At 69.9% G+C, this 26970-nt stretch carries 20 protein-coding genes; 12 read left to right on the top strand and 8 right to left on the bottom strand.

Going from position 1 to position 26970, the window contains the following annotated elements:
- Positions 1-55: 55 nt before the first annotated feature.
- Positions 56-484: a GNAT family N-acetyltransferase gene (locus tag ABD327_RS27025; protein WP_344454130.1), complete on the bottom strand. Its 429-nt coding sequence runs from the start codon at positions 482-484 to the stop codon at positions 56-58.
- 16 nt (positions 485-500) lie between these two features.
- A complete protein-coding gene (manB, locus tag ABD327_RS27030) occupies positions 501-1598 on the bottom strand; it encodes a mannose-1-phosphate guanylyltransferase (RefSeq protein ID WP_425547227.1) in 1098 nt (365 codons plus the stop codon).
- 57 nt (positions 1599-1655) lie between these two features.
- On the opposite strand from manB, the gene ABD327_RS27035 reads away from it, so the two are divergent.
- Together ABD327_RS27035 and trxA are read left to right on the top strand one after the other, a co-directional pair.
- Positions 1656-2597 carry a lysylphosphatidylglycerol synthase transmembrane domain-containing protein gene (locus ABD327_RS27035; protein ID WP_344454135.1) on the top strand — a complete coding sequence of 314 codons (942 nt, stop codon included), beginning with the start codon at positions 1656-1658 and terminating at the stop codon, positions 2595-2597.
- Positions 2594-2917: a thioredoxin gene (gene trxA / locus ABD327_RS27040; RefSeq protein ID WP_344454137.1), complete on the top strand. Its 324-nt coding sequence runs from the start codon at positions 2594-2596 to the stop codon at positions 2915-2917. Before ABD327_RS27035 ends, trxA begins: the two co-directional genes overlap by 4 nt.
- Here the strand turns inward: trxA and ABD327_RS27045 are convergent.
- Together ABD327_RS27045 and ABD327_RS27050 are read right to left on the bottom strand one after the other, a co-directional pair.
- Positions 2898-3968, bottom strand: coding sequence for a glycosyltransferase family 4 protein (locus tag ABD327_RS27045; protein WP_344454139.1), 1071 nt, complete (start codon positions 3966-3968; stop codon positions 2898-2900). The two genes, trxA and ABD327_RS27045, sit on opposite strands and share 20 nt — an antisense overlap.
- Positions 3965-4882 (bottom strand): glycosyltransferase family 2 protein, encoded by a 918-nt coding sequence (locus ABD327_RS27050; RefSeq protein ID WP_344454141.1) that lies wholly within the window; start codon positions 4880-4882, stop codon positions 3965-3967. Before ABD327_RS27050 ends, ABD327_RS27045 begins: the two co-directional genes overlap by 4 nt.
- A gap of 123 nt (positions 4883-5005) precedes the next feature.
- Here ABD327_RS27050 and ABD327_RS27055 point away from each other — a divergent pair, with 123 nt between their 5' ends.
- Positions 5006-6514, top strand: a complete 1509-nt coding sequence (locus ABD327_RS27055) for an LCP family protein (RefSeq protein WP_344454143.1) — start codon at positions 5006-5008, stop codon at positions 6512-6514.
- Between the two features lie 6 nt (positions 6515-6520).
- Here ABD327_RS27055 and ABD327_RS27060 read toward each other — a convergent pair whose 3' ends face one another.
- Positions 6521-8563, bottom strand: coding sequence for a hypothetical protein (locus ABD327_RS27060; protein WP_344454145.1), 2043 nt, complete (start codon positions 8561-8563; stop codon positions 6521-6523).
- Positions 8564-8640: 77 nt separating this feature from the next.
- Between ABD327_RS27060 and ABD327_RS27065 the strand changes: the two genes are divergently transcribed.
- The 8 genes from ABD327_RS27065 to ABD327_RS27100 all read left to right on the top strand — a co-directional run bounded on the left by ABD327_RS27065 (position 8641) and on the right by ABD327_RS27100 (position 19854).
- Positions 8641-9393, top strand: coding sequence for a TIGR03089 family protein (locus tag ABD327_RS27065; RefSeq protein WP_344454147.1), 753 nt, complete (start codon positions 8641-8643; stop codon positions 9391-9393).
- Between the two features lie 17 nt (positions 9394-9410).
- On the top strand, positions 9411-10838 hold the full coding sequence (locus ABD327_RS27070; protein ID WP_344454149.1) for an LCP family protein: 1428 nt from the start codon (positions 9411-9413) through the stop codon (positions 10836-10838).
- A 111-nt stretch (positions 10839-10949) separates the two neighbouring features.
- Complete coding sequence (locus ABD327_RS27075; RefSeq protein WP_344454152.1) at positions 10950-12026, top strand: acyltransferase family protein; 1077 nt, start codon at positions 10950-10952, stop codon at positions 12024-12026.
- A gap of 186 nt (positions 12027-12212) precedes the next feature.
- Complete coding sequence (locus ABD327_RS27080) at positions 12213-14405, top strand: bifunctional glycosyltransferase/CDP-glycerol:glycerophosphate glycerophosphotransferase (RefSeq protein WP_344454154.1); 2193 nt, start codon at positions 12213-12215, stop codon at positions 14403-14405.
- Positions 14406-14523: 118 nt separating this feature from the next.
- Positions 14524-15810: an FG-GAP-like repeat-containing protein gene (locus tag ABD327_RS27085; protein ID WP_344454156.1), complete on the top strand. Its 1287-nt coding sequence runs from the start codon at positions 14524-14526 to the stop codon at positions 15808-15810.
- A 15-nt stretch (positions 15811-15825) separates the two neighbouring features.
- The gene (locus ABD327_RS27090; RefSeq protein WP_344454158.1) at positions 15826-17145 is read left to right on the top strand and encodes an FG-GAP and VCBS repeat-containing protein; all 1320 of its coding nucleotides are present in this window, start codon (positions 15826-15828) and stop codon (positions 17143-17145) included.
- 14 nt (positions 17146-17159) lie between these two features.
- Positions 17160-18458, top strand: coding sequence for an FG-GAP-like repeat-containing protein (locus tag ABD327_RS27095; RefSeq protein WP_344454160.1), 1299 nt, complete (start codon positions 17160-17162; stop codon positions 18456-18458).
- A gap of 199 nt (positions 18459-18657) precedes the next feature.
- Positions 18658-19854 (top strand): phospholipase D-like domain-containing protein, encoded by a 1197-nt coding sequence (locus tag ABD327_RS27100; RefSeq protein ID WP_344454163.1) that lies wholly within the window; start codon positions 18658-18660, stop codon positions 19852-19854.
- A 96-nt stretch (positions 19855-19950) separates the two neighbouring features.
- On the opposite strand, the gene ABD327_RS27105 is transcribed toward ABD327_RS27100, so the two are convergent.
- The 3 genes from ABD327_RS27105 to ABD327_RS27115 form a co-directional block, all read right to left on the bottom strand.
- Positions 19951-23295 carry a CDP-glycerol glycerophosphotransferase family protein gene (locus ABD327_RS27105; protein ID WP_344454165.1) on the bottom strand — a complete coding sequence of 1115 codons (3345 nt, stop codon included), beginning with the start codon at positions 23293-23295 and terminating at the stop codon, positions 19951-19953.
- Positions 23296-23409: 114 nt separating this feature from the next.
- Positions 23410-24837 carry an MptA/MptB family glycosyltransferase gene (locus ABD327_RS27110; RefSeq protein WP_344454168.1) on the bottom strand — a complete coding sequence of 476 codons (1428 nt, stop codon included), beginning with the start codon at positions 24835-24837 and terminating at the stop codon, positions 23410-23412.
- Complete coding sequence (locus tag ABD327_RS27115) at positions 24723-26351, bottom strand: hypothetical protein (RefSeq protein WP_344454170.1); 1629 nt, start codon at positions 26349-26351, stop codon at positions 24723-24725. The genes ABD327_RS27110 and ABD327_RS27115 overlap by 115 nt, the downstream gene beginning before the upstream one ends.
- A gap of 53 nt (positions 26352-26404) precedes the next feature.
- On the opposite strand from ABD327_RS27115, the gene ABD327_RS27120 reads away from it, so the two are divergent.
- Positions 26405-26970, top strand: a 566-nt coding sequence (locus tag ABD327_RS27120) for a glycosyltransferase family 39 protein (RefSeq protein ID WP_344454212.1), incomplete at its 3' end; no start/stop codon positions are given.

A 26970-nucleotide genomic window follows, 5' to 3' on the forward strand; every position in this document is an offset into this window, starting at 1 on the left:
ACCCCTGTACGAGACAAGCACGTGCTCACCCGAAAAATTCCGCGAGGGCTCCGCCTCACAGCTCCTTGATCAGGGTGTAGTCCACGGCGCCCGGCGGGTGGCCGGGCACCTCTCCGGCGATCCGGTAGCCCTGACGCTGGTAGAAGCCCGGAGCCTGGAAGCTCCACGTCTCCACCCTCACCCCGACGCAGCCGCGGGCCGCGGCCAGCTCCTCCGCCCGCGCCAGCAGCCGCGAGCCCAGGCCCCGGCCCCGCTCGCGGACCCACAGCAGATCCACGTGCAGCCAGCCCACCCAGGTGCGGCCCACCATCCCGCCGACCGGCCTTCCGCCTTCCAGGGCGTAGACGTGCAGCGGCTGCTCCTCGCCGTGCCGCTCCAGGGCCGCGCGCAGTTCGGGGGACCTCCGCCGGTTCTCGGCCTTCAACTCCGCCAGGACGAGGTCGGCCAGCTCGCCGCTGACCTCGTCCGAGAACGTGAATTCCATGCCCTCCATCCGGCGCCTACACGTCGCTGGAGAAGCGCACCGCCGTGGGCGGGAGCTCTATGCCCGGCCACAGGCGCAGGCCGTCGCCCAGCTCGTTGCCGGGGCCGACGACCGCTCCGTCGCCCAGGATCGCGCCGTCCAGCATCGCGCCGGACGCCACGCGGGCGCCCCGGCCGAGCACGGAGTTGCGCACCCACGCGCCCTTGGCGACGACCGCCTCGTCGAACAGGACGCTGCCCGAGACCGTCGAGCCCGCCTCGATCGTGGCGTCGGCGCCGACGACGGTGCCCGCGGTCACGACCGCGCGCGGGGAGACGTTCGCGCCCTCCAGCGCCAGCACCGGGCCGGTCGGGCCGGGCAGCGCCGGGGAGTCCAGCCTGCCCAGCACCAGGTCGCACGAGCCGCGGACGAACGCCGACGGCGTGCCCACGTCCAGCCAGTACTGCGGGTCCACGAAGCCCATGACGGTCTGCCCGGACGCGATCAGCGCCGGGAAGGTCTCGCGTTCCACCGACACGACCTCGTTGAACGGGATCGTGTCGATCACCGACCGGCGGAACACGTACGAGCCGGCGTTGATCCGGTTGGTGACCGGGTTGTTGGTCTTCTCCAGGAAGGCGGTGACGCGCCCGGCGTCGTCGGTCGGCACGCAGCCGAACCTCGACGGGTCGTCCACCTCGCTGAGGTGCAGCGTGACGGCCGCGTCGGCCTTGAGGTGCATCGCCACCTGGTCGGGGATCGAGTGCCCCGACAGGATGTCGCCGTTGAGGACCAGGACGGGGTCGTCCTCCCGGCCGCGCAGCGCCTGCGCGGCGTTGCGGATCGCCCCGCCGGTGCCCAGCGGCCGGGGCTCGTCCACATAGACCAGCTCGACCCCGTAGGCCTCGTCGCCGAAGGCCGCCTCGAACATCTCCGCGCGGTAGGAGGTGGCGAAGACGATGCGCGTGATGCCCGCCGCGCCGGCCCTGGCCAGCTGGTGGGCCAGGAACGGCACTCCCGCGGTGGGCAGGAGCGGCTTGGGAGTGGAGATCGTCAAAGGCCTCAGCCTGGTACCCCTGCCACCGACCAAGAGAATCGCTTCCACGCCTCGCCCTTTCGCCCCGGTCACCCCCACCGCCGGTCGCGGTAGATCACAGAGCCTACTTGGCCCCCGCCCGCGTAGTCTGTCCCGGTGACCTCACGCTGGACCCGCCTGCTCTTCGTGCTCGTCGCCCTGGGGTTCTGCGCGTACGGCGTGGTGACGCAGTGGGGCGCCTTCGCGGAGGCGGTCTCCCGGCTGTCGTTCCCCCAGCTCGGCGGGGCGCTGCTGGCGGGCATGGCGGGGCTGGGCTGCTGGATGCTGGGCTGGCGGACGCTGCTGGCCGGGTTCGGCGCCCCCCTGCCGGTACCGGCCACCACCAGGATCATGTTCCTCGGCCAGCTCGGCAAGTACGTCCCCGGGTCGGTGTGGGCGCTGCTGGGCCAGGTGGAGCTCGCCCGCCCGTACGGGGTCGCCCGGGTCGCGTCGGGCAGCGCGACGCTCCTGGCGATGGCGACGACGGTCGCGACGGGGTGCGTCACCGCCGCGCTCACCCTCCCGCTGACCTCGGGGGACGCCGCCCGCGACTACTGGTGGGCGCTGGCGCTCGCCCCGGTGATGCTGGCCTGCCTGCACCCGCGGATCGTCACCTGGGCGCTGAACCTCGCGCTGCGGCTGATCCGTCGGCCGCCTCTGGCCGGGACCATGGGGTTCGTCCAGATGAGCACGGCCGTCCTGTGGACGCTGCTGGGTTGGGCCTGTTTCGGACTGCACACCTGGCTGCTGCTGCCGACCGGTTCCCCCGCGCTCGCCTGCGGCGCCTACGCCCTGGCTTATGTGGTCGGCTTCCTCGTCATCCTCGCCCCCGGCGGGCTGGGCGCGCGGGAGGCCGCGCTGGTGCTGGCGCTCTCGCCGGTGCTCTCCCAGGCCGAGGCGCTGCTCGTCGCGCTGGCCTCGCGGGCGGTGCTCACCGTCGCCGACCTCCTGTGGGCAGGAATCGGAAATCTCTCGAAACCACCTATAAGTGGGAATGAAACGGGCAATGAGCGGCTTGTCCCCGATGACGATCAACGCCCGTTGGAGGAGTCCCCGTGAGCGCACCGTTCCCCGTGACCGACGCGACCTTCGAGGAGGAGGTCCTGAAGTCCGACCTCCCGGTCCTGGTCGACTTCTGGGCCACCTGGTGCGGCCCCTGCCGGATGGTCGCCCCGGTCCTCGACCAGATAGCCGCCGAGTACGAGGGCAGACTGCGCATCGCCAAGGTGGACCTGGACGAGAGCCCCGAGACGGCCAGGGCCTACGGCATCATGGGCGCCCCCACCCTCAACCTCTACAAGGACGGCGAGGTCGTCACCCAGATCGTGGGCGCCAAGCCCAAGCGCGCCATCCTCCAGGTCATCGACCCGCACCTTTGAGGGCCCGCAGGTAGGCCTCCCACACCGGCCCGTGGTCGGGGCTGCGCACCTCGGCGCGCAGCCTCCCGGGGTCCCGGTAGAAGGCCGTGATCGCCTCGCGCAGCGACGTGACGTCGCCGGGGTCGGCCAGCAGCCCGTCCACTCCCTCGCGCAGCTGGGACGGGAAGCTCCCGACCCGGGTGGCGATCACCGGGACGCCGTGCTCGAAGGCCATGAGGACGTTCTGCGACGCGGTCGCCGAGCGGTAGGGCAGCACGAGGGCGTCGCAGGCGGCGAACAGCCCGCCGATCCGCTCGGCCGGGACGTAGCCGGGGAGGAGCTCCACCCGCTCCGCCAGTCCCAGTTCCCCGATCAGCGCGCGGGTCTCGTCCAGGCCGCCCCAGAACTCCCCCGCCACGGTCAGGCCCACGCCTTCGGGCAGCGCGCGGAGCAGGACGTCCAGGCCCTTGTAGGGGCGGACGATCCCGAAGAACAGCAGGCGTCCGCGCACCCCCTCCGGCGAAGGCGCCTCCGCCCGCCGCGTCACGGGGAGATGCGCGGGCAGGTCGGCCACCGCGACCGGGGCCCCGCCCAGGAGCCGGGCGAGCTCCGCCTGCTGCTCCGAGTGCACCAGCACCCCGTCCACCCGCTTGAGCAGCGCCCGCATCAGCGGCCGGTCGTAGGGCTTCGGCTCGTGCGGCAGGACGTTGTGGCACAGGGCGACGGTCCTGGCCCGGCCTCCGATCCCGCGCAGCAGCCCCAGATAGGCCGGCACCTGGACGGACGACAGCACCGCGAACACCACGAGGTCGCAGGAGCGCAGCCGCCTTCCCGTCCGGTACCACCCGTCCGGACGCCGCCATGACAGCTCCCGGCGCGTCCCGGGGAACACCTCCCCCTCGGGCACGTCGATCGTCTGCTGCCCCGGGTACAGGAACTTCGGGTACTGCTCCTTCCACGACTCCAGCACCACCTCGTGCCCCGCCGCGCGGAGCCGGTGGGCCAGTTCCGTCGTGTGCTGCGCCCCGCCCCCCTTGTAGGGGAAGGCGGGGCCGACCAGCGCGATCCTCACTCGTCGCCTCGGGAGCGCACGATGAGGTCCGCCAGCAGCGCCAGCGACGCGATGAGCAGCCCGCTCATGAACATGAGCATCGTGTTGTTGGAGAAGTACAGGAGGTTGTGCCGGAACTGGTCGACGACGCCCTTCAGCACGGCCAGGCCCAGCAGCCACAGCGCGAGCGGCATCAGCACCTTGAGCGGGTTGAAGTACATGACCATCCGCAGCACCTGCAGGATGTAGCGGTAGGCGTCCTTGGTGAAGTGGAACTTCGACTTCCCGGCCCGCTTGAAGTAGTCGATCGGCAGGTACATCACCGGGTGCTGGTTGCACAGGAACGCCAGCGTGATCGTGGTGACGCAGGAGAAGCCGGGGGGAAGCAGCCGCAGGTAGGGACGGGCGACGTCCTTGCGGAACGCCCGCAGCCCCGAGTTCAGGTCGGGGATCTTCGAGCCCGACAGCCGCTCGGCTATCTTGCGGATCGCCCATTTGGCCGGCACCCGCAGGACCTTGTGGCTGCCCTCCTCGGTGAGCCGGGCCCCCACCACCTGGTCGACGGAGGGGTCGGAGTCCAGGATCCGCACCAGCTCGGGGATGCGCTCGTTCGGGTACGTCATGTCCGCGTCGGTCCACACCACGACGTCGCCGCGCGCCTGCTGGCTGCCGATGCGGCGGATCGTGCCCGAGCCGCTGTTGTGGTGGAAGGAGACGACCTTCAGGGCCGGGTAGAGCGGCTCGGCGTCACGCAGCCGCTGGAGCGTGTCGTCCGTGGAGCAGTCGTCGTAGGCCAGCAGCTCGTAGGTCAGGCCGCTGGCGTCCATGGCCTTGGAGATGCGCTCGACCTCGTCGATCACGTGGTCCTGCTCGTTGTAGCAGGGCAGGACGATGGTGACGTGCGGGGACGGCTGCTCGGAATCCACGTTGGCCAAGGGTAGCGGCCTCCTCGACCGGTGACGCGATTCCCTCACACCTAATTCGAATGATTAGGACAAGACACGTGACTTACGCAATACTGCTGCGAACCTTGGCGCACTCAGGGAGATCACGGGGTCATGCGCAGCGGAGTCGACTACGACTTGGAATACCTGGAACGGCCCGAGATCACAGGTCACGAGATCCCGGTGGTCCGCGGCTCCGGCTGGAAGATCGCCCAGTGGGTCTCCATCACGCTGGCCTCACTGCTGGTGCTGGGCAGCCTGACCGCCTACGGCTTCTACTACAAGCTGGTGTCGGGCAACATCGAGCAGCTCGGCGACGAGCACGGCAACCTCGCCAAGGACAAGGACCGGCCCGACAAGCTCAACAGTTCGGTGAACATCCTCATCATGGGCTCCGACATCCGCACCGGGAGCAACGCCAAGTACGGCAGGGTCGACGGGGAACGGTCCGACACCACGATCCTGCTGCACATCTCCGCGGGCGGCGAGAAGGCCATCGGCATCAGCTTCCCGCGCGACTCCTGGGTCAGCCTCCCCCAGTGCAAGAGCGCGTCCGGCCAGGTCATCCCGGCGCAGCACGGCATGATCAACGCCGCCTTCGCCAACGGCGGCCCCTACTGCACCTGGAACACCATCGAGACCCTCACCCAGATCCGCATCGACCACTTCGTGAAGGTCGACTTCAGCGGGTTCAAGGGCATCGTGAACGCGCTCGGCGGCGTCCAGGTCTGCTCCCCCAAGGCCTTCACCGACCGCAAGGCCAAGCTGGTCATCCCCAAGGCGGGGCTGCAGACCCTCAACGGCGAGCAGGCCCTGGGCTGGGTCCGCACCCGCTACTCCCTGGGCGACGGCTCCGACCTCGGCCGGATCCAGCGCCAGCAGCAGTTCATGAGCGCGGTCATCCAGAAGGCCACCAGCAAGGGCGTCATGACCGACCCGGGGAAGCTGCTGAAGTTCGTCAACGCCGCCACCAAGTCCCTGAAGACGGACAAGGGCTTCAACTCCACCGAGATCCTCTCCCTCGCCACCAAGGTCAAGGACATCGACACCAAGAGCATCAAGTTCGTCACGGTGCCCTGGTACTACCCGACGCCCGCGGAGGTCTCCGCCAACCCCAGCCTGAGCGGGCGGGTCCTGTGGAAGCAGGAGGAGGCGCAGAAGCTCTTCGCCTCGATCCGCAAGGACAACACCCTCCCCAAGACGGAGAAGAAGACGGCGGCCGACACCCAGCCCGTCAGCACCCCGGCGAAGAAGGTCGACCCCTCCACCGTCACGGTGAAGGTCTACAACGGCACCAACCAGCAGGGCCTCGCCGGACGCGCCGTCGCCGACCTGGCGGCCAAGAAGTACCTGGCGGCCCTCGGCTCCACCGGCGTCTACAAGAACGGCTCCCTGGAGAAGACCACCGTCGCCTACGGCCCCGGCGGCGAGGACGCCGCCGCGCAGGTGGCCAAGCTGGTGCCCGGCGCGACCACGGAGGCCGCGGCCGACGGGCAGGCCGGTGTCGTCTACCTCTACCTCGGCGCCGACTACACCGGTCTCGGCGGGAACGGCACCACGTCGATCCCGAAGGTGGACGGCGAGATCAAGGCCAGCGACAACATCTGCAAGAAGACCGCCTGAGCGGCCTCATCCCAGCGGCGGGGTGTACTCCGCCAGCCAGACCTCGACGTCCAGCGACCAGGTGTGCTTCGGACGGTCCCGCAGCGCGTGGCCGTCCTGGCGGGTCCTGAGGTCCACCGCCCTGCGTCCCTGCCCGTAGGGGGCGACGTCCGCGGAGGTCGCGCCGAGGACCACCGGCCGGCGTCCCGTCTCCTTGATGACGCGGTCGGCGACGCGCTTCACGTCCTCGACGCCCGCGCCGTCCACGCGGGCCGTCGGCAGGCCGCACATGTTGCGCACGACGGGCGAGAACCGGTCGGCGGTCACCCTCTCCACGATGAGGACGGTCGTGCCCTGTCTCAGCTCGCCGCACAGCCTGTCGACGGCTCTGAGCTCGCCCTGGTCGACCGGCTTGAAGACCAGGCCGGCGGAGGACGCCCCGATCGGGACGAGCAGCACCAGTGACCCGGCGAAGGCCAGGACGAAGGTGGCGACCCGCCCGTAGCCGAGCCGGCGGAACCGGCGGGTGGCCCAGGCCAGCATCCACACCGCCAGGATCAGCACGCCGGGGATCACGACGGCGACCAGCCGCCGCGACGCCCACGGGTGGTCGGGGGTGATGCCGGGCCGCAGCAGGGTCGCCACCGTCGTCAGCGCGATGATCGAGAACGGCAGTACCCAGGCGGGCGACTCGCGGCGCAGCATCCGCCGGATCAGGATCGCGGCGCCGAACGTGGCGAGGATGAGCGCGGGCAGCCCGACGTACCAGACGACCCAGTGCAGGGCCAGCTCGGTGTACTGCCGGGCGCCGTCGACGGGGAGCCCGGTGCTGCGCTGGATGTGCTCGATGTACCCGGAGTTGAACGCGTCCTCGGCGTTCGACGGGATCCGCCGCACCGTCTGGACGTACGGCCGGACCGAGAAGGCCAGTACGAGCAGCACGGTGAGGACGGCCGCCGCGTCGGGCAGCCTGCCCCGCGCCACCAGATCGCCCGTCCGGCTGAACCATTCGGGGCGGAGCCGCCAGGCTCCGACCATGACGAGCGTGCCCACGACCGCCGCGGCGGCCAGCATGAGCAGCGGCCTGAGCGATCCGCCGATGTAGTCGAGGTAGGGACGCGACAGCAGGAAGCCCTCGACGAGCCCTCCGGCCGCGCCGACCAGCAGTCCGGCCGCCAGCGGGATCCCGGTGGGCCGCCGCCGGGCGAACAGCGCGCCCGCGAAGACCAGGACCGGCAGGACGTCCCGCAGCCCGTCGACGCGCACCAGGACCACCAGGCCGAGGCAGAGCCCGGCCAGGAAGGCGCGGAGGCGCCCCTCCTTCAGGTCGCGCACGTCGTGCATGAGGCACAGCCCGCCCAGCAGCAGCACCAGCGCGGCGGACTCGCTGTAGGTGGAGCGGGAGACGAACATCAGCGGCCAGCACGCCGCGAAGGCCAGCGCCCCGACCGGCGCCCACAGCGGCCCGACGAGGCGGGCGGTGAGACCGCCGAACGACAGCACCGCGCCCGCGCCCAGCAGCGGCGACATCGCCAGCAGCACCGGCGTCCCGCCGATCCAGCCGCCCAGCGCCAGCAGCAGCGGCAGCCCGGCCAGGAACTGCGGGACGATCTCCCCGTCCCGCTCGTAGAAGCCCGGGCTGTCGAACCTCAGGACGGGGTCGTCGCCGCCGAAGGCCCACAGCGACGGCGAGATCGGCAGGCGGCCGTGCTCGTTCAGCCAGGCCGCGAACTGCGCGTAGGTCGCGGGGTCCCGCCGCACGATGATCTGCTCGGAGTTGAACTTCAGCTGCAGCAGCAGGAAGGCCGCGCTCACCAGGAGCACCCCGGCGGCGGGCCACCAGGTCAGGTACCGGCCGGGCGCGGGCGGCGCCGAGGCGCGCACCGCGCCCCGGCACCCGACCGCCACCACCGCGACGGCGACCGGCACGAACAATGCCAGGGCGGGCCCGATGGTGTAGGACCCCGCCAGCAGCAGGGGCAGGCTGACCAGCAGCCAGGAGACGACGAGCAGGGCGGGCGCGAGGGAGAGACGCGCCAGCAGGAGGGAGGACGCCGCTGGTCTGTTCATACGGTGCAGCAGGCTATCGGTCGCTCATGGAGAAGACGTGAAAGCCCTGCGAGGAGAAGGATCGGTAGCCTCCCTCCATGGAGTTGACGCGCGCGGCGGCGCAGAGACCGCTGGTGACCTTCTACGACGACGCGGTCGGAGAGCGGCTGGAGTTCTCCCGCCGCACCTTCGACAACTGGGTCGCCAAGACGAGCAATCTGCTGGTGGAGGGGCTGGACGTCCGGCCCGGCGGGACCGTCGTCCTGGACCTCCCCGCGCACTGGCAGACGGCCGTCCTGCTGTTCGCGGCGTGGAACACCGGCCAGCGGGTGGTGATCGGGCCTCGCGAGGAGCTGGGCTCGGCGGCCGACGAGGGGATCTGGGCCACCGACACGCCCGGAAACGCTCCGGACTGGGCGGACGAGGTGCTCGGGCTCTCCCTGGACGCGTTCGGCGCACCGCTTCCGGACGCCCCGGCGTGGGTCACCGACTACGCGGTCGAGGTCCGCAGCTACGGGGACCGCTTCACCGGGCACTCTCCGGCCTCCTCTTCCGAACAGGTGCTGAGTGTGAGCAACACCACACTCAGCAGAGCACAAATCGACCGTGAAACCCAGGAATTCCTCGAAGAACACGAACTGACGACAGAGGACCGGACTCTCACGGTGGTGGAGTACACCACCTCCACCGCACTCGTCGCCGGGCTTCTCGCCCCCCTCCGCGCCGGTGGATCAGTCATACTTTGTCGCAACCTCGATGATGATCTGATCCGAAGGCGGATCGAAACGGAGCATGTGACTGCGACAGCCGGACTGGAAGCGCCGTACGCCCCCGTACGACGACTCCTCTGACCTACTCTCGTGGAGCGATGAACAGCCCCCTCTATCTCGACTATGTCGACGAGACGCAGCGAGCCGAGCCCCAGGCCCCGGGAGGCAAGAACCTCTCCCGGAACTGGAAACTGCTCGGCTGGACATCGGTCGCCCTCTCGGGAGTACTGGTCGTCGGCAGCATCTCCGCCTACGGCTACGCGCGCTACCTCGACAGCGGCATCGCACGGGTTCCCACCGACCCGGACCTCCTCGCGCAGGTGCCCAAGCTCAACGAGGCGGTCAACATCCTGCTGCTGGGCTCCGACAGCCGGCAGGGCGGCAACGCCAAGTACGGCCGCAGCCTGGCCGATGAGACGCCCCGCGCGGACACCACGATCCTGCTCCACCTGTCTCCGGGCGGCGAGCAGGCCGTCGGCATCAGCTTCCCGCGCGACCTCATGGTCGACATCCCCGCCTGCACCCAGCCGGACGGCACCAAGTCCTCTCTGCGGACCGACATGATCAACTCCGCGTTCACCACCGGCGGCATGATGTGCACCTGGAGGACCGTCCAGCAGGCCACCAACATCCACATCGACCACGCGGTGGTCGTGGACTTCAACGGCTTCAAGGGCGTGGTCAACGCGGTCGGCGGCGTCAAGATCTGCCTGCAGGAGGACGTCAACGATCCCAAGAGCGGGCTGAACCTCAAGAAGGGCACGCACAACGTCAGGGGCGAGCAGGCGCTGGCCTATGTGCGCGCCCGGTACGGCTTCAAGGACGGCTCGGACCTCAACCGCGTCAAGCGCCAGCAGCAGTTCCTCGGCTCACTGGCCAAGAAGGCGCTGAGCCAGGACGTGCTGAGCAACCCGGCGACGGTGAACGCGCTGCTCCGCTCGCTCACCAAGACCGTCACCGTGGACGAGGACTTCACCCTCAACAAGATGACCGACCTCGCCTCCAAGCTGAAGGGCATCACCCCGAGCAAGATCCGGTTCATCACCGCGCCCTACACCGCCTACGCGCCCGACCCCAACCGGGTCGCGCTGCGCCAGCCGGAGGCCGGCGAGTTCTTCGCCCAGATCGCCAACGACACCGAGATCGAGGACCCGACCAAGAAGAAGGTCACGAACGTCCCGCCGGCCGAGATCAGCGTGCGGGTGCTCAACGGCAGCGGCCTCGACGGCGCGGCGTCCCGGGTCGGCGAGGCGCTCACCGCCAAGGGCTACCAGGTGCTGTCGGTCGGCAACCCCAGGAAGAACCCGGCCTCCACCCTGATCCGCTACGGGGAGGGCGCGGAGGACGCCGCCACCACCCTGGCCACCCTGATCCCCGGCGCCAAGGTCGTGCCCTCCACGACCACCACCGCCGGAGTCGTCGACCTCGTCCTCGGCCCGAACTGGACCGGCCAGTTCAAGAGCAGCATCCCCAAGAAGATGGACGGCGAGGTCAAGGCCACCGACAACATCTGCAAGACCGTCTGATCCGGCGATCGGTAATAAAACGGTCTGGTGAACGGACGGCGCATCCCGCGCCGGGGAGCGGTACATTGCTCCAACCCCCCTCCCAGCCGTCCCCGCTCTCTTGGATCATCGGTGACCCAGCAGCTCACACCCCTCGTCCCCCCGCAGACGCAGACGCAGCCGCCGCCTCCGGCCCCAAGGACCCGCGACCCGTTCTTCGACAACGCCAAGTTCCTGGCGATCCTGCTGGTCGTGGTCGGGCACACCATCGCCGGGCTGCGGAACACGGTGCCCGTGGCGGAGGCGCTCTACACCTTCATCTACGCCTTCCACATGCCGCTGTTCGTGGTGGTCACCGGCTACTTCTCCAAGGGCTTCGGCAAGGCCGAGGGCAAGACCCGCAAGCTGATCGCCGGGGTGGCCGCGCCGTACGTGGTCTTCGAGATCGCGTACTCGCTCTTCGAGTGGCACTTCAACGACAAGAAGATCCTGACGATCAGCCTCCTGGACCCGATCTACCTGACCTGGTTCATGCTGGCGCTGTTCCTGTGGCGGTTGTCGACCCCGTTCTGGCAGCAGGTCCGCTGGCCGCTGGCGGTGGCCGTGGCGGTCTCGCTGCTGGGCTACACCGCCCCGCTGTCCAGCCACCTCGACATGCACAAGGTCCTCGGTCTCGCCCCCTTCTACGTGCTGGGCCTGTGCCTGCGCCCCGAGCACTTCGACCTGGTGCGCGGCCCCCGGTCGCGGCTCGCCGGCACGCTGATCCTCATCGGCGGCTTCCTGGTGGCCTGGTGGGCCAAGGACCGGATGAACTACCGCTGGCTGTACTGGTGGGACTCGCACAAGGACCTGGGCGTCGACGCCCTGACCGGCACCGTGATGCGCCTCGCCCTGATGGTCGCGGCCTGCGTGCTGCTCTTCGCCTTCCTGGCCCTCGTCCCGCGCCGCCACACCTGGTTCACCCGACTGGGGTCGGCCACGATCTACACGTACCTTCTGCACGGTTTCCTGATCAAGTTCGTGCAGTTCCAGGAGTGGGACCACCTGGCGTGGTTGCAGAACATCTGGGGCATGTCAGGCATGATTGCCTGCGCTCTGATCGTCGGAACGGTACTCTGCACTCAGCCCGTCATCCGGCTCACCCGGTGGGCGGTGGAGCCGAAAGTCGACTGGCTCTTCCGCGAATCACGGCTTCCGGCCGGGAAGTGACCCGCCTCACGCGGGTCGCAGGTGGCGACGGGCGCATGAACGGTCCTTCACACGTTGGCGAATTCTGTAGAGTCTTCCAATGCTCAAATCATGATCGAAGTCCCGGTTCACGATCCGGGCGTCGATAGACTCGCAGCGGGCGCGCGGCCCGATAAGCCACCCATGCTTGAAACGGATTCTTCTGGAATGAGCAGTGTGTTCCTGAGTGTCATCGTGCCTGTGCACGGCGTCCAGGGTTACCTTCGCCAGTGCCTCGACTCGATCCTGGAACCGGGGTGCCCTGGCCTCGAAGTGATCGCCATCGACGACAAGTCACCCGACGGATGCGGGGCGATCCTCGACGAGTACGCCCTGCGCGACCCGCGGGTGCGGGTCGTGCACCTGGAGGAGAACGTCGGCCTCGGCGAGGCCCGCAACGTGGGCCTGTCACTGGCCACGGGCGAGTACGTCTGGTTCTTCGACAGCGACGACTACACCGCCGAGGGCTCGATGCTCTCGGTCTACGAACGGCTGCAGGAGACGAAGCCGGACGTCCTGATCTTCGACTACGCCCGTTCCTACTGGCACGGCAAGGTCCAGCGCAGCGTCATCAACAAGCTCTTCCGCGAGCCTCCGGCGCCCGACACCTTCGCGCTGCGCGACCGGCCGAGCGTGCTCCAGCTGATGATGACCGCCTGGAACAAGGCGATCCGCCGGGAGTTCCTGGTCGAGCTCGGCCTGAAGTTCAGCGGCGGGTACTACGAGGACATCAACGTCACGTACCCGATCCTCATGGCGGCCGAGAAGCTCTCCCTGCTCGACCAGGTCGTCTACATCTACCGGCAGCGGCGGCGCGGCGCGATCACCCGCACCGGCGGCAAGAAGCACTTCGACGCGTTCAAGCAGTACGAGCGCATCTTCGCCTTCATGGCCCAGCACCCCGAGACCGACCAGTACCGCCCGCTGATGTTCGACCGGACCATCTGGCACCTGCTGGTGATCCTGGGCCGCGGCGACCGGGTGCTGCCGGAGGACCGGGAGCGCTTCTTCTCGGAGATGTCCCGCATCTACCGGACGTTCCGCCCGGCCGATCACACCCTGCCCGAGGACGTCCAGCTCGCGGCCAAGTACCGGCTGATCGAGAAGAACAACTTCCGGGCCTTCGAGACCTCCAAGAAGCTCAACGAGCGCCGCATCTCGGCCAAGAAGCGCGTCCGCAAGTACCGGGGCAAGGTCAGGAAGACCGTGCGCTTCGCCAAGGGCAAGGCGAACGGCCTGTACTACCGCACCCAGCTGCGCCTGCCCGTCGACGAGAACCTCGCCGTCTACGCGGCCTACTGGTACCGCGGCTACGCCTGCAACCCGGCCGCGATCTACGAGAGCCAGAAGGAGCTCGCGCCGAAGGTCAAGGGCGTGTGGGTGGTCAAGAGGGGCAACGCCGCCAAGATGCCCGAGGGCGTGCCCTACGTGGTGGCCGGCACCCGCGAGCACTCCCGGCTGATGGCCCGCGCCAAGTACTTCGTCAACAACGTCAACTTCACCGACGACCCGGTCAAGCGCAAGGGCCAGGTCCACGTCCAGACCCAGCACGGCACCCCGCTGAAGAAGATGGGCCTGGACCAGATGGAGTTCCCGGTCGGCGCCAACGACATGGACTTCCGCGAGCTCATCGACCGGGCCGACCGCTGGGACTTCCTGGTCTCCTCCAACCCGCTGTCCAGCGAGGCATGGGACCGCGGCTTCCCCTGCTCGTATGAGCTGCTGGAGACCGGCTACCCGCGCAACGACCGGCTGGTGCGGGCCACCGACGCCGAGCGGGCCGCCCTGCGCGAGCAGCTGGGCATCCCCGAGGGCAAGAAGGCGATCCTCTACACCCCGACGCACCGCGACTACATGAAGCGGTTCTCCCCGCAGTTCGACCTGCGGAGGTTCACCGAGGCCCTCGGCGACGACTTCGTGCTGCTGCTGCGCGCCCACTACTTCTACCGTCCGAAGTCCATGGGCCTGCCCGAGGACAGGATCATCGACGTCTCGTCCTACCCGATCGTCGAGGACCTGGCGATCGCCTCGGACGCGCTGCTCACGGACTACTCGTCGATCATGTTCGACTACGCGGTCCTGGAGGACCGGCCGATCGTGATCTACGCCAACGACTGGGACACCTACAAGCTCACCCGCGGCGTGAACTTCGACCTCACCCAGCAGCCTCCGGGGGTCATCGCCTTCACCGAGGACGAGCTGGTCGACGCCTTCGCCTCCGGCCGGGCCTGGAACGACACCGCGGTCAAGGACCGCACCGCCTTCCGCGCCCGGTTCTGCTCCTGGGAGGACGGGAACGCCGCCGAGCGGGTCGTCCGCCGGGTGTTCCTGGGCGAGCAGCTCCCCAAGCCGGCCCGGTGACGGCCACCGCCAAATCCGGCGAGACCGCTATATCTGAGAAAATTTCATAAATACCGCGAACCCTTCTTTCGGTCGGAACATCTCACGCATTACCCGACCGAAAGAAGGGTTCGTAGTCGTGAGACCCACCCCCTTTCTTCTCACCGCAGCCCTCACCGCCACCGCGCTGGGCGCCCTCTCCTCCCCCGCCTCCGCCAAAGGCCCCGCCAAGCCGCACGACTTCGACGGCGACGGCCGCACCGACCTGGTGATCAACGCTCCCGAACTGGACCAGCGAGGCCATCACGACACCGGGGTCGTCGCTCTCCTCTACGGTGGAACGAACCGCAAGCAGGTCCTCACCCAGCACTCCCCCGGCATGGGTTCCATACCCGAGCACGGAGTGGGGTTCGGGGAGGCGACGGCGTCTGCGGACTTCGACCGCGACGGCTACGCAGACCTCGCCGTCACCGGGCCCAACGAACACGGCGCCACCATCGTCTACGGCTCCGCCAAGGGCCTGTCCAAGCGGGTCGCTTTCCTGGAGACCGACGAGAGGCGCGGGCCGCTGCACCGCCGCCTGGCCGTCGGGGACTTCGACCGGGACGGCCGCCCCGACCTGGTGCTGACCAGCACGACCAAGTACTGGGTCTTCTCCCGGGTCGACAAGGGCACGGACGTCGCGAAGCCGGCCCGTTTCGCCTTCAAGTCCTACGAGATCGAGCTCAACGACCTGCGGCCGTTCGTCGGCGACTTCACCGGTGACGGCAAGGACGACCTCTTCCTCGCCTCCAGCATGAACCCGAACTTCACCCGCCTGGTGAAGGGGTCCGCCTCCGGCCTCACCGCTCCCGTCGCCGTCCCCGAACTCCGCCAGGTCCGGGCCGCGGTCGTCGGCGACTTCAACGGCGACGGCCGGGACGACCTCGTCACCCGACGCGCCAGCAAGATCTATGTCCGGCAGGGCACCGGGTCGGGCCTGGGCGGTCCGAAGCTCGTGAAGAAGATCTCCTCCGGCGATCCCGCCCCGCTGGCCGCCGCCGACGTGAACCGCGACGGCAGGGACGACCTGGCCGTCGGCTTCCCCGGGTCCGGCCCCCGGAAGTCCGGCCAGGTCGTCCTGATCTACGGGAGCGCGAGCGGCCCTACGACGAAGAAGGCGCGGATCCTCCACCAGGGGACCAAGGGGCTCAAGGCCGGCGCCGAGAAGGGCGACGCCTTCGGCTCCGCCGTCCGCCTCCTCGACGTGGCCGGCGACCGCCGCCCCGACCTCGTCATCGGCTCCTCCGGCGAGAACAAGGGCGCGGGCCGCCTCTACGTCCTGACCAACCGCAACCGCGCGGTCTCCGCCAAGGGCGTCCGCCAGTACAGCGCCGGATCCTTCGGCCTCAAGGGACGCCATCTCGGCTCCCACCTGTTCCCCTGAACCGGAAGGATCTCCGTGAAGATCTTCTCTCTCGCGCTCACCGGCGTCACCCTCACGGCGCTGGCCGTGCTCCCCGCCGCCCCCGCATCCGCCAAGGCCCCCGCCAAACCGCACGACTTCAACGGCGACGGCCGGACCGACCTGGTCGTCAACGGACCCACGTCGGTGAAGCGCGGGCAGATCGGGCCCGGCATCGTCGCGATCGCCTACGGCAAGACGGGCCGCAAGCAGGTCATCACCCGCGATTCCGCCGGAGTGTCCTCCATCGACCACGGTGACGGTTTCGGCGAGTTCACCGCCTCGGCCGACTTCGACCGCGACGGCTACGCCGACCTCGCCGTCACCGGACCGGAAGAAGACGGCGTCACGATCGTCTACGGATCCAAGAAGGGCCTCTCCAAGCGGGTCGCGTTCCTCCCGACGCCTTCTCCGCAACCGGAGCCGCCCTACAGCGCCCTGGCCGTCGGGGACTTCGACCGGGACGGCCGCGCCGACCTCGTGGCGACCGTCCGCAACCGGTACTGGATCTTCTCCAAGGTCGACAAGGGAAAGAAACCCACCTCACGCACCGGCGACGTCGTCGACAGGGCCAATGACACGAACTACCGGCCCAACCGGCTCTTCCCCGCCGCCGGCGACTTCACCGGCGACGGCAGGGACGACCTGGTCCTGGGCAACGACCACAACACGCAGGCACGCCTGCTGAAGAACTCCGCCGCGGGCCTCACCGCCCCCGTCCCCGTCTCCGGGCTCACCGGCATACAGAAGCTGGCCGTGGGCGACCTCGACGGCGACGGCCGCGACGACCTCGTCAGCTCCTACTGGGGCTCGGTCCAGATCCGCATGGGCCGCCCTTCGGGCTTCGCCAAGACCAAGACCCTCAACGGCCGGAGCCCCGGCATCCCCCTCACCGGCCAACGGCACACCCTCGGCACCTCCCTCGCCGTCGGGGACATCAACCGCGACGGCAAGGACGACCTGGCCATCGGCGCGTCCAGCGCGGGCGCCAAGCAGTCCGGCCAGGTCGTCGTGCTCTACGGCCACAAGAACGGCGTCACCACCAAGCGCGCCCAGGTCTTCAGCCAGAAGAACAAGGGCCTCAAGGCCAGCGCCGAATCCGGCGACCAATTCGGTTCGGCCGTCCGGCTCGTCGACCTCACCGGCGACCGCCGCCTCGACCTCGTCATCGGCTCCTCCGGCGAGAACAGGACGACGGGCCGCCTCTACGTCCTGGCCGGCAAGAAGGGCCGCATCACCACCGTCGGCGCGAAGCAGTACAAGCCCAAGGACTTCGGTCTCGGCGGCACCCGCCTCGGCGCCCTCCTGCTTCCCTGACCCGAAAGATTTCCATGAAGCTCACCTCGGTCCTCCTACCGGTCGCCGCCCTCGCGGCGACCACGCTCGCCCTGCCCGCCCCCGCCTCGGCGAAGGCTCCGGCCAGACCGCACGACTTCAACGGCGACGGGCGGACAGACCTGGTCGTCAACGGCCCCACGTCGGTGAAACGGGGGGCTGTGGGAGAGGGCCTCGTCGCGATCCTCTACGGCAAGACGGGCCGCAAGCAGGTCATCACCCGCGATTCCGCCGGAGTCTCCTCCGTCGCCGAGCACGGTGACGGGTTCGGGTTCTCGACGGCATCGGCGGACTTCGACCGCGACGGCTACGCCGACCTCGCCATCACCGGGCCAGACGAGGACGGCGTCACGATCGTCTACGGGTCCAAGAAGGGGCTGTCCGCCCGTGCCGCCTTCCTCAGGACCGAGACCACGGCCTTCGCCTGGGGCAACAGGCTGGCCGTCGGGGACTTCGACCGGGACGGCCGCGCCGACCTCGTGGCGACCGTCCGCAACCGGTACTGGATCTTCTCCAAGATCGACAAGGGAAAGAAACCCACCTCACGCACCGGATCGGTCATCGTCGACGACGAGTTCATACCCGATGAACTCGTCCCCGCCGTCGGCGACTTCACCGGCGACGGCAGGAACGATCTGATCCTGGGCGCGGGCAAGGGCACCTTCAGCCGACTGCTGAAGGGCTCTGCCTCGGGCCTCTCCGCCCCCGTCTCCGTCCCCTGGCTCGGCCCGATCGAGACGGCCGCCGTGGGCGACTTCAACGGTGACGGCCGCGACGACCTGGCCACCGCGAACGGGAACGACGTCAGTGTCCGCCTGGGCCGCTCGTCCGGGCTGACCAAGCCCAGGTCGGTGGCGGGCAGCGTCTCCGGTGCCCCCATCACCAGCACGAGCAACTCCATCGCCGTCGCGGACGTCGACCGCGACGGCAAAGACGACCTGGCCATCGGCGCCCCCTACCGGGGTGCCGCGGGGGCGGGCCGCGTGGTCCTGCTCCACGGCCACAAGAGCGGCGTCACCACCAAGCGCGCCCAGGTCTTCAGCCAGAAGAACAAGGGCCTCAAGGCCGGTCCCGAACGCGGCGACAAGTTCGGCTGGTCCGTCCGCCTGCTCGACCTGACCGGCGACCGCCGCCCCGAACTGGCCATCGGCTCCCCCGGCGAGGACCGGAGGAGCGGCCGCCTCTACGTCCTGGCCCGCCAGGGCGGCAAGATCACGACCAGGGGAGCCAGGACGTACGGGCCCCGGGACTTCGGTCTCTCCGGCTCCCAGTTCGGCTTCCGCCTTCTCCCCTGACCCCCGTGGAACCCCGTGCCGGAGCACCGGCACGGGGTTCCGTCATGGCCGGAGACCGTTGCGGTTCCCTTCTCCGATCTTGATCTCGTTCACCGGTTCGGTCTCGTTTCGGAGCATGACAGTCCGTAACTTCCGAATTTTTATTCAAAATCCGGTAATGTCCTGCCCACATCAGTCTTGTGTTACTCAGGGGGTTCGTGTGCTGGGACAAAGACGGATCTGGTCCGTCGTCCTGACGATGGCCTGCGCGCTGGGGATGGTCGCGGCCGTCCCGCAGAGCGCGTCAGCGGCGAAGGTGAAGTCCCAGATCGTCTTCAACAACCCGCTGGACCCACAGGGCGCCAAGCGGATCGAGGACAAGATCTACAACCTGGTGAAGGGCGCCAGGGCGGGCTCCAGCATCCGGTTGAGCGTCTACCGGTTCACCAACGCCAACGGCATCGCCGACGAGCTCATCGCCGCCGACCGGCGCGGGGTCGACGTCCGGGTCATCGCCGACTCCGGCGCCACCAACCGCAGCGGAGGGCAGCCCACCGGTTACGAGCGGGTGCTGTGGGCGCTGGGCCCCGGCAAGGTCGCCACCTGCCCCCAGGGCCGGGGCTGCATCGGGAGCAAGCTGAACCACACCAAGTTCCTGCTGTTCAGCAACACCCGCGGCACCAAGAACGTGGTCGTCCAGACCTCGCAGAACCTCAACGCCACCGGCGGCACCACCACCGACTGGAACGACGCGGTCGTCCTGGCCGGCGCCACCGGCACCTACAACGCCTACCGCAAGTACTTCGACGACCTGTGGAGCCGCAAGGCCATCCCGAACTACTGGAAGAAGCGCGGCGGCCAGGTCTCCAGCCGCGAGGCGACCCTCCAGTTCTTCCCCAAGGCCGAGGGCGACCCGATCGACGACATGCTGCGGAAGGTGAACTGCTCCTTCACCTACAAGGGCCGCAAGGGCACCACGCAGATCCGGATCGCGACCGGCGCCTTCAACGACAAGCGCGACTGGCTGCTGCGCAGCCTCGGCAACCTCAAGCGCAAGGGCTGCCTGATCGAGGTCATCGTCACCGTCGACCCCGGCGACGCCAGCCGCACCGCCGTCGTCGTGGCCCTGCGCGCCGCGGGCATCAAGGTCTACGACTTCGGCCTGTACTCCAGCCCCAACCCGATGCACTCCAAGTACGTCCTGGTGCAGGGCCGGATCGGCAAGAGCGTCGGCAAGTGGACCTGGACCGGCAGCGCCAACCTCACCTGGGGTTCGCTGCGCCAGGACGACGAGGCCATCATGCAGGTCAAGAAGGTCGGCTCGATGGGCCCGTGGAAGATCCACGACAGCTACCGCTGCAACTTCCGCCGCGCCAAGGCCCAGTTCCTCGGCAAGCCCATGCCCTGCAAGGGCTGATCCCCCGAAACACGCTGAAGGGCCCGTGCCGCTCGGCACGGGCCCTTCACACGTTCGAGGAGGGCGTCACGGCGCCCCAGCGCCCTCGGCGGGGGCTCAGGCCCCGAAGACCCTGTCGACCACGCGGGCCGCGGCGGACCCGTCGTCCAGCGAGCAGAACCGCTCGTAGAAGGCGTCGTAGGCCGCGGAGTACTTCTCGCCGATCTCGCCGGCGTTCCGGATCGCCTCGATGAGGTCCTCGGACGTCTCCAGCAGCGGCCCCGGCGCCTCCTTCTCGAAGTCGAAGTAGAAGCCGCGCAGCTTGTCCCGGTAGTGCGCCAGGTCGTAGGTGAAGAACAGCATCGGCCGGCGCAGGTTCGCGAAGTCGAACATGACCGAGCTGTAGTCGGTGACCATCAGGTCCGCCGCCAGGTACAGCTCCCCGATGTCCGGGTAGGCCGAGGCGTCGTAGACGAACGGCCGCTCCGGCGCCCCGTCGACGACGTTCGGGTGCAGCCGCGCCACCAGCACGTGGTCGGCCCCCAGCTCCCGCTCGAACAAGTCGAGGTCGATCCGCCAGTCCGACTTGTACCGGCCCACCCCGTAGAACTGGTCGTCCCGCCAGGTCGGCGCGTACAGCACGACCCTCTTGCCCGGCGGGATGCCCAGCCGCTCGCGCACCCGCTCGGCGACGCGCCCGGCGTCCGGCGAGTAGAGCAGGTCGTTGCGCGGGTACCCGGCCTCGATCAGCTCGCCCTCGAACTTGAAGGCCCGCGTCAGGATGGGGGTGCTGAACGGGTTGGGCGACACCAGATGCGTCCATTCCGGGAGCCGCGGTTCCTTCTCCGCCGTCGCCATGGCCTTCTGCATGCCCGGCGAGTAGGCGAAGTGCACCTCCTTGACGTCCCGCCCGATCTTCTTCAGCGGGGTCCCGTGCCAGGTCTGCAGCACGGACTGCTCGGGGTGGCGGTGGAACCAGTCGCCGAGCCGGTGGTTGGTGACGATGTACCTGGACGAGGCGACCGCCTCGTGCCAGTCCGCGCCGTTCAGCCGGACCGGCTTGACCGTGGGCGGCAGCTCCACCTGGCCGTCGCCCACCACCCACAGCTGCTCCAGGGGGCTGCCCCGGCGCACCAGCTCCTCGTGGATGGCGCGGGGGCTGTCGCTGTACTGGCGGCCGTTGAAGCAGGAGAACAGCACCGCGTCCCGCAGCCCCGTCTCCTTGACCTTCAGCCGCGCCTCCTTCCGGAGTTTGGACCCGGAGTTGACCTCCTCGGGCCGCAGGTCGGAGCCGACCGAGACGACGAGCCTGCCGTTCTGCTCCTCCAGCGAGTAGGTGCGCAGCGCCACCTCGACCGGCTTGGGAAGCCGGATCTCCTCCGCGACCTGCAGGGCCAGCGGGCGGCCCTGCCCCCGGTACAGCAGCTCCCACCTGCCCTGGCGCAGCGGCAGCGTCCCGGCCAGGGTGTCCATTCCGGCCAGCGGCAGCCGCGCGCGCCCGTCCTCCAGCGGGAAGGAGTAGGTCAGGTTGCGGTTCCGGCTGCTCAGCACCAGCGTGCCGGTCCCGCCGTTCACCGGGTGCGTGCCCTCGACCGCGAGGACGCCGTCCGCGCCCAGCTCCACCGACCGGAGGGTGAACCGCGCCGTCCGCAGGCTCATCCGCAGGTACCCCGACGGGTTGCGGCCCGCGATGATCTCGCGCTCCCCGGCGAGGTGCGGGGCCTGCTCGACCTCGTCGGCCAGCACCACGGGCACGCCGTCGAGGAAGGCGCGCCACACGACGGTGTCGTCCAGACGGCTCTCGTCGGCCCTGACGTCGGGCAGGTCGGCCAGCGGCAGCCGGACGGCGAACCCGTTCCCGGAGGCCGTCACCGGGACGGAGACCTCCTGGTCCATCCGCGAGAAGACCAGCCGTTCGGGCGTGCCCGACCTGACCTTCCCGGTCATCTCCAGGGTGTCGCCGAGCCAGCGCAGCCCCGTCACCCGCGCCCGGACGGTCTCGACCCGCACCCGCAGGACCTTCTCCACGATCTCCGGGACGATCCGGACGTCATCGTCGACGTAGGCGTAGGGCGGGTGCGCTCCGGAGCCGGACGTCCCGGCCTGGAGCCTGCCCCGCCGGAACACCCCGGAGTTGAAGACCCCGGCCTCGACCTCCCAGACCCCGTCCTTCCAGCCCCGGGGACCGCGCAGCAGCCTGGGGTTGAGGGTGAACTCCATCCCGCGCCAGGCCTTCTTCACCAGTTTCTTCCGGGCCGGGAGCAGGATCCGGCGGCCGCCCTGGCGCAGCTGCACGCCCTTGACGGACGTCCACCTGCGCCGCATGCCGACCGAGTTGATGTAGGCCTCGGCGGAGACGACGAGCTTCCCGTCGCGCCACTCCACCGACTGGACCCTGCCGCGCATCTTCAGCTCGTCCCGCGCCAGGTAGACGCTCTCGGGGACGGCGAGCTTGTCGTCCTTCCAGTACGGGTACACCACGTACCGGCGGAGGGGGCTGCGCACGATCGACGGCGTGGACTTGCCCCGCTCGTACCGGACGACCTTGACCAGTTCGGTGGTGAGCCGCCGGGACGCCAGGTGCCACTTGAGCCGGCTGAGCGCGGACAGGCTCTGGAACAGCTTGGGTTCGACCCGCTCGGTGAAGTCGGCGGCGAGGCCGATGAGCAGTTCGCGTTCGGCGGGCTCGCAGTCCGGCAGCGCGTCCAGGAAGACCCGGAACTCCCGGCCGAGCACGGTGAGCTGGAACCTCCGCAGCGCCGAGGCGCGCCAGCGCCCTTCCAGGAGCCGTTCGACCCGTTCCACGGCCGCGAAGCCGTCGGCGATCTCCCGCGCGTCGGTGGTCGGCTGCGGGAAGAGCTCCCTGCGCCGGTAGAGCGTCATCTCCGGCAGGACTTCCACCGAGGAGGCCAGGAAATGCGCCGGAATCGCCACGGCGAGATCCTCGTGCCGGGAACCGTCCGGAAAACTCAGGCCCGCCGCGTCCCAGAACGAACGGCGGAACAACTTCCCCGTCACATATCTGTCATGAAAGAGCGACTGGTGCTTCTTGATGTGGGTGTGGCGCAGCCGTTTGGCGAAGGCCTCCTTGTGCGTGTAGGCGCGCCAGGTGCCGCCCGACTCCGTGATCACGCTCACGTTGCCGGCCGCGAAGTCGGACCGCGAGCCGGCGAGCGCGTCGTGCAACAGGTCCAGGGCCCTCGAGGGGATCCGGTCGACGCCCTCGACGAACATCAGATGGTCGCCCCGGGCCTCTCCGATTCCGAGTTCCCAGGCGGCGCCGCGGCTCAGCGAATCGCCCTTGACCCATCGGAATCGGGAGTCGGGCAGTTCCGTCCGGTCGCGGGCGGCGTCGCCCACGACGACCGCCTCGAAATCCGAAAAAGTCTGCCTGGCCAACGACTCCAGGCATTCGGCCAGATGATTTCCGGCTCCGTGGGCGAGGACGACGACACTGATCATTGCGGCTTCTCACAAGGTCGAAGAGAGATCACCCGAGTTTAGGGCAGGATCCCTCGGCCAATCCCGATTTCTTTTCGCGGTCGGGGGCGGGGGTGGTGAACGCGGTCCCTTCTCTCAGACCGGTTGCAGGGCCTCCCGTTCGGACTCCGCCGGCCTCTTCGCCGGGGTCCCGCGGCGGGGCGGCAGCAGCGCCAGCACGATCAGCAACGCGAGGATCCCCAGCGCGGCGGAGACCCACCAGTTGTTCACCGGGTCCCGGATGAAGGGCATCGGGTCGGGCCAGGGCCCCCCGGTGAACTGTGGCACCCCCGGCAGGTAGCCGAGCGTGCCCGCGGCCAGCCGCCACTGGATCAGCCCGTCGATCCGGGTCGCCGGCATCAGCGCCAGCAGCGGGAAGATCAACGCGTCGTACCAGGGGTGCTGCACCGGGGAGAACAGCAGCAGCGCCGCGCAGACCGCGAACGACACCCGGGCGGCCGACTCGGCGCGCCCGTCCGCGGGGGTCAGCCGCCACAGCAGCACCAGCAGGACGACGGCTCCCGCCGCGTACCCCCAGGAGGCCATCTCCCCGTGGGTCGTCTCGACGCCCCAGCGCGGGAGGTAGCGCCACGGGTTGGTGGGAGCGACGTCCCCGGCCTTGTCAAAGAGGACCTCGAACGCCGCGGGCCCGGCCAGCGCGTAGGAGCCGAGCCCCGTCACGGTCACCCCCGCGGCCAGCCCGGCCAGCGCGGGCCAAGAGCGGCGGGCGGCCCACGCCAGCCCGAGCCCGGCGAAGAAGAACGGGGCCTTCACCCCGCCCGCGATCCCGATCAGCGCGCCCGCGTACAGGGCGGTCGCCCAGCCGGGGCCGTTCGGCGGACGCAGGAAGACGGCGAAGGCCAGCACCACGACGGCGGCCCCGTAGACGTCCCCGTGGCCTCCGGCGACGCACGCCCAGAGCATCAGCGGGTTGCACGTCCACAGCAGGTGCGCCCGGACGGGATCGCGGGCGATCCGGTGCAGTACCAGCGCGACCAGCGCGAAGGCCGCGCCCGCCGTCAGCTTCAGCAGGAACACGATCTTGAACATGGACGCGCCCGCGAGGCCCGCGGCCGCGGCGAACGCCCAGTTGGCGACCGGCCCGTAGACCGAGGGGGTGTCCCGCCAGGTCTGCGGCGAGTACGCCGCCACCGGGTCCCCGGCGTCGATCAGCGACTGCGGGACCGTCTGGTAGGGGTCGAGGCCGAGCGCGCCCATCCGGCCGTAGAGCGCGTAGCTCTGCACGTCCGTGGAGCCGCCCAGCGGCACCAGCGCCAGCACGGCCGTGGCGGTCAGCCCGCCCCACAGCAGGGTCTTGGCCGGCGGCCGCCAACCCCAGCGCAGCGCGAGCAGTCCCAGGCACACGCCCAGCGCGCCGAGGCCGACCATGGAGAAGGTCAGCCAGACGATCAGCAGGGCGCTGGGATCGGCTTCCAGCGACCAGCCTCCCCCGCTTTCGGGCACCGTGTTGGACGGGCCGAGCAGGCAGGCGTAGGCGCCGAGCCCCACCGAAGCGGAGACCAACAGGAGCGCAGCCGCTCCCGCCCCCGAGGATTTCGCAGACATCGCGGTAAGAATAAGCGGCAGGAAAGGAGCACGCGGCCCTTCGCCGCGCGGGCCCTCACCCGGAATCCGTCAAGGTGGACGCGGTTGCGCCCCGTCATCATGAGGCAGTCCACCCGGTACCGCTCGATGATCGCCTTCCGTTCGGCGTCCGTGGTGCCCCGGGCGAAGAAGAGCCGCATGTCGCGGCGCCTGGCGGCCTCGTCCACGAAGGGGTACGGCCAGGCGGGGACGACACTGTAGGCCCCCTTTCCGTTGATCAGGCGGCCCGGCCAGGTCCGGTCACCCAGCACGACCATGCCCGGCCTGACCTTCCGCACCAGCGGGGCGTAGACGGTGCCCGGATCGCGGGCCTTCCACGCCTGGAGCGTCTGCGGGGAGACCGGCCCCCACCAGGCGCGGATCAGGCCGCCGCTGTTGCCGTACAGGCCGGCGGCGCACGCGACGGCCGCCACCCCCGCGTAGCAGGCCTTCCGGGCGCTCCATCCGGCCGTGCCCAGATAGGAGGCGAGAGCCAGGTGCAGGGGCAGCAAAGCGACCGGCAGCGCCCGGACGAACCCGTAGGAGCCGAAGACCGCGCCCAGGCCCACCACCGAGGCCGCCAGCACGAACAGCAGCATCAGTTCGCGGCCCAGCGGCCTCCGGTCCACCCCCGTGACCAGCGCGGGAAGCCCGACGAGCGCCAGCCCGTAGTGCCCGAGGCCGAAGTCCCCGCCCAGGTCCAGGACCAGTCCCCGGTGGATCGAGGACAGGCCGCCCGTGGCGCCGGGCAGCGCGGCCAGGTCCGACCAGGGCCAGGCCAGCGCCAGGACGATCGCGGCGGCCCCGGCCGCGTACTGCCAGCGGTCCCGCAGCCGGGAGGGCCGGGCCAGCGCGAAGGCGAGCAGGCCGAGCACGGTGTTCAGCGCGGTGAACGGGTGGATGAGGAGGATCAGCGCCAGCAGCGGGGCGAGCGGCGCCCAGCGCGCCTCCAGGTACTCCCGCCAGGCCAGCAGCATGAGCGCCGTGGCGGTGAGGCTGGGATAGGCCATCGTCCAGGACAGGGAGTACAGCCCGAAGAACCCGCTCCACTCGTGCGGGCGCAGGCCCCACAGCAGCAGGCTGAAGACGACGGCCAGCGCCCCCGTCGCGGGGCCGCCCAGCCCCCGGCAGAAGCGGATCAGGGCCCAGAGCCACAGCGCGATGTTGGCCAGGCCCGCCAGTTCCAGGACGGCCTGCGGGCGCAGGCCGGTGAGCCAGGCGAATGCGGCGAGCACCACGGCGTACGGCGAGTAGTAGGGGCTGCCCTCCACCTCGCCGACCAGGGGGTCCACCGGCTTCCACGGGTCGCGCAGCAGTCCGTGCAGGGTGCCCAGGTGCAGCCGCATGTCCCCGGCCCAGCTGTGCCGCAGCACCACCAGGACCGCCCACCCGAGCACCAGCCCGCAGACCGGCGCCCAGAGAGGTACCTGCGGGAGCCCGCGAACCCTGACCATGTTCACCCATCGTAGTAACATGCCTGCGATGTGTAGTCCCTCGTCCCGTGAGCATGGTGCCCCGTAACCGCCTGGTGTCGCTCATTCCCGCTCTGGCCGCGCTCGCCACGGGTCTGTGGGGGCTCACCGGGCCGTCCTTCTGGCGGGACGAGGCGGTCACCGCCGAGGTCTCCCGGCGCTCCCTCTCCCAGATCCTCAGGCTGCTGCCCGAGATCGACGCCGTCCACGGGCTCTACTACCTGCTGCTGCACTTCGTCGTGGGAGCGGCCGGGTCCGGGGAGGCGGCTCTGCGCATGCCGTCGGTGCTGGCGGGCGCGGTCACGGCCGGGTGCACCGCCGAGCTGGGCCGCCGGTACGCCGGGGCCCGGCTGGGCCTGCTGGCGGGGCTGCTGGCGGCCTGCTCGCCCTTCCTCACGCGCTATGCCCAGGACGCCCGCCCGTACGCGATGGTCACCGCGACCGCCGTCGTGTCCACCCTGCTGCTGTCCCTCGTCCTGGAGCGGGACGGGCGGCGGCGGTGGGCCGCGTACTCGGCGTCCGTCGTCGTGCTCGGGATGTTCAACCTGTTCGGCCTGCTGCTCCTGGCCGCGCACGCCGTCCCCGCGTGGCCCCGGCGCCG

Source organism: Actinocorallia aurantiaca (genome assembly GCF_039533685.1).
GTDB lineage: Bacteria > Actinomycetota > Actinomycetes > Streptosporangiales > Streptosporangiaceae > Actinocorallia > Actinocorallia aurantiaca.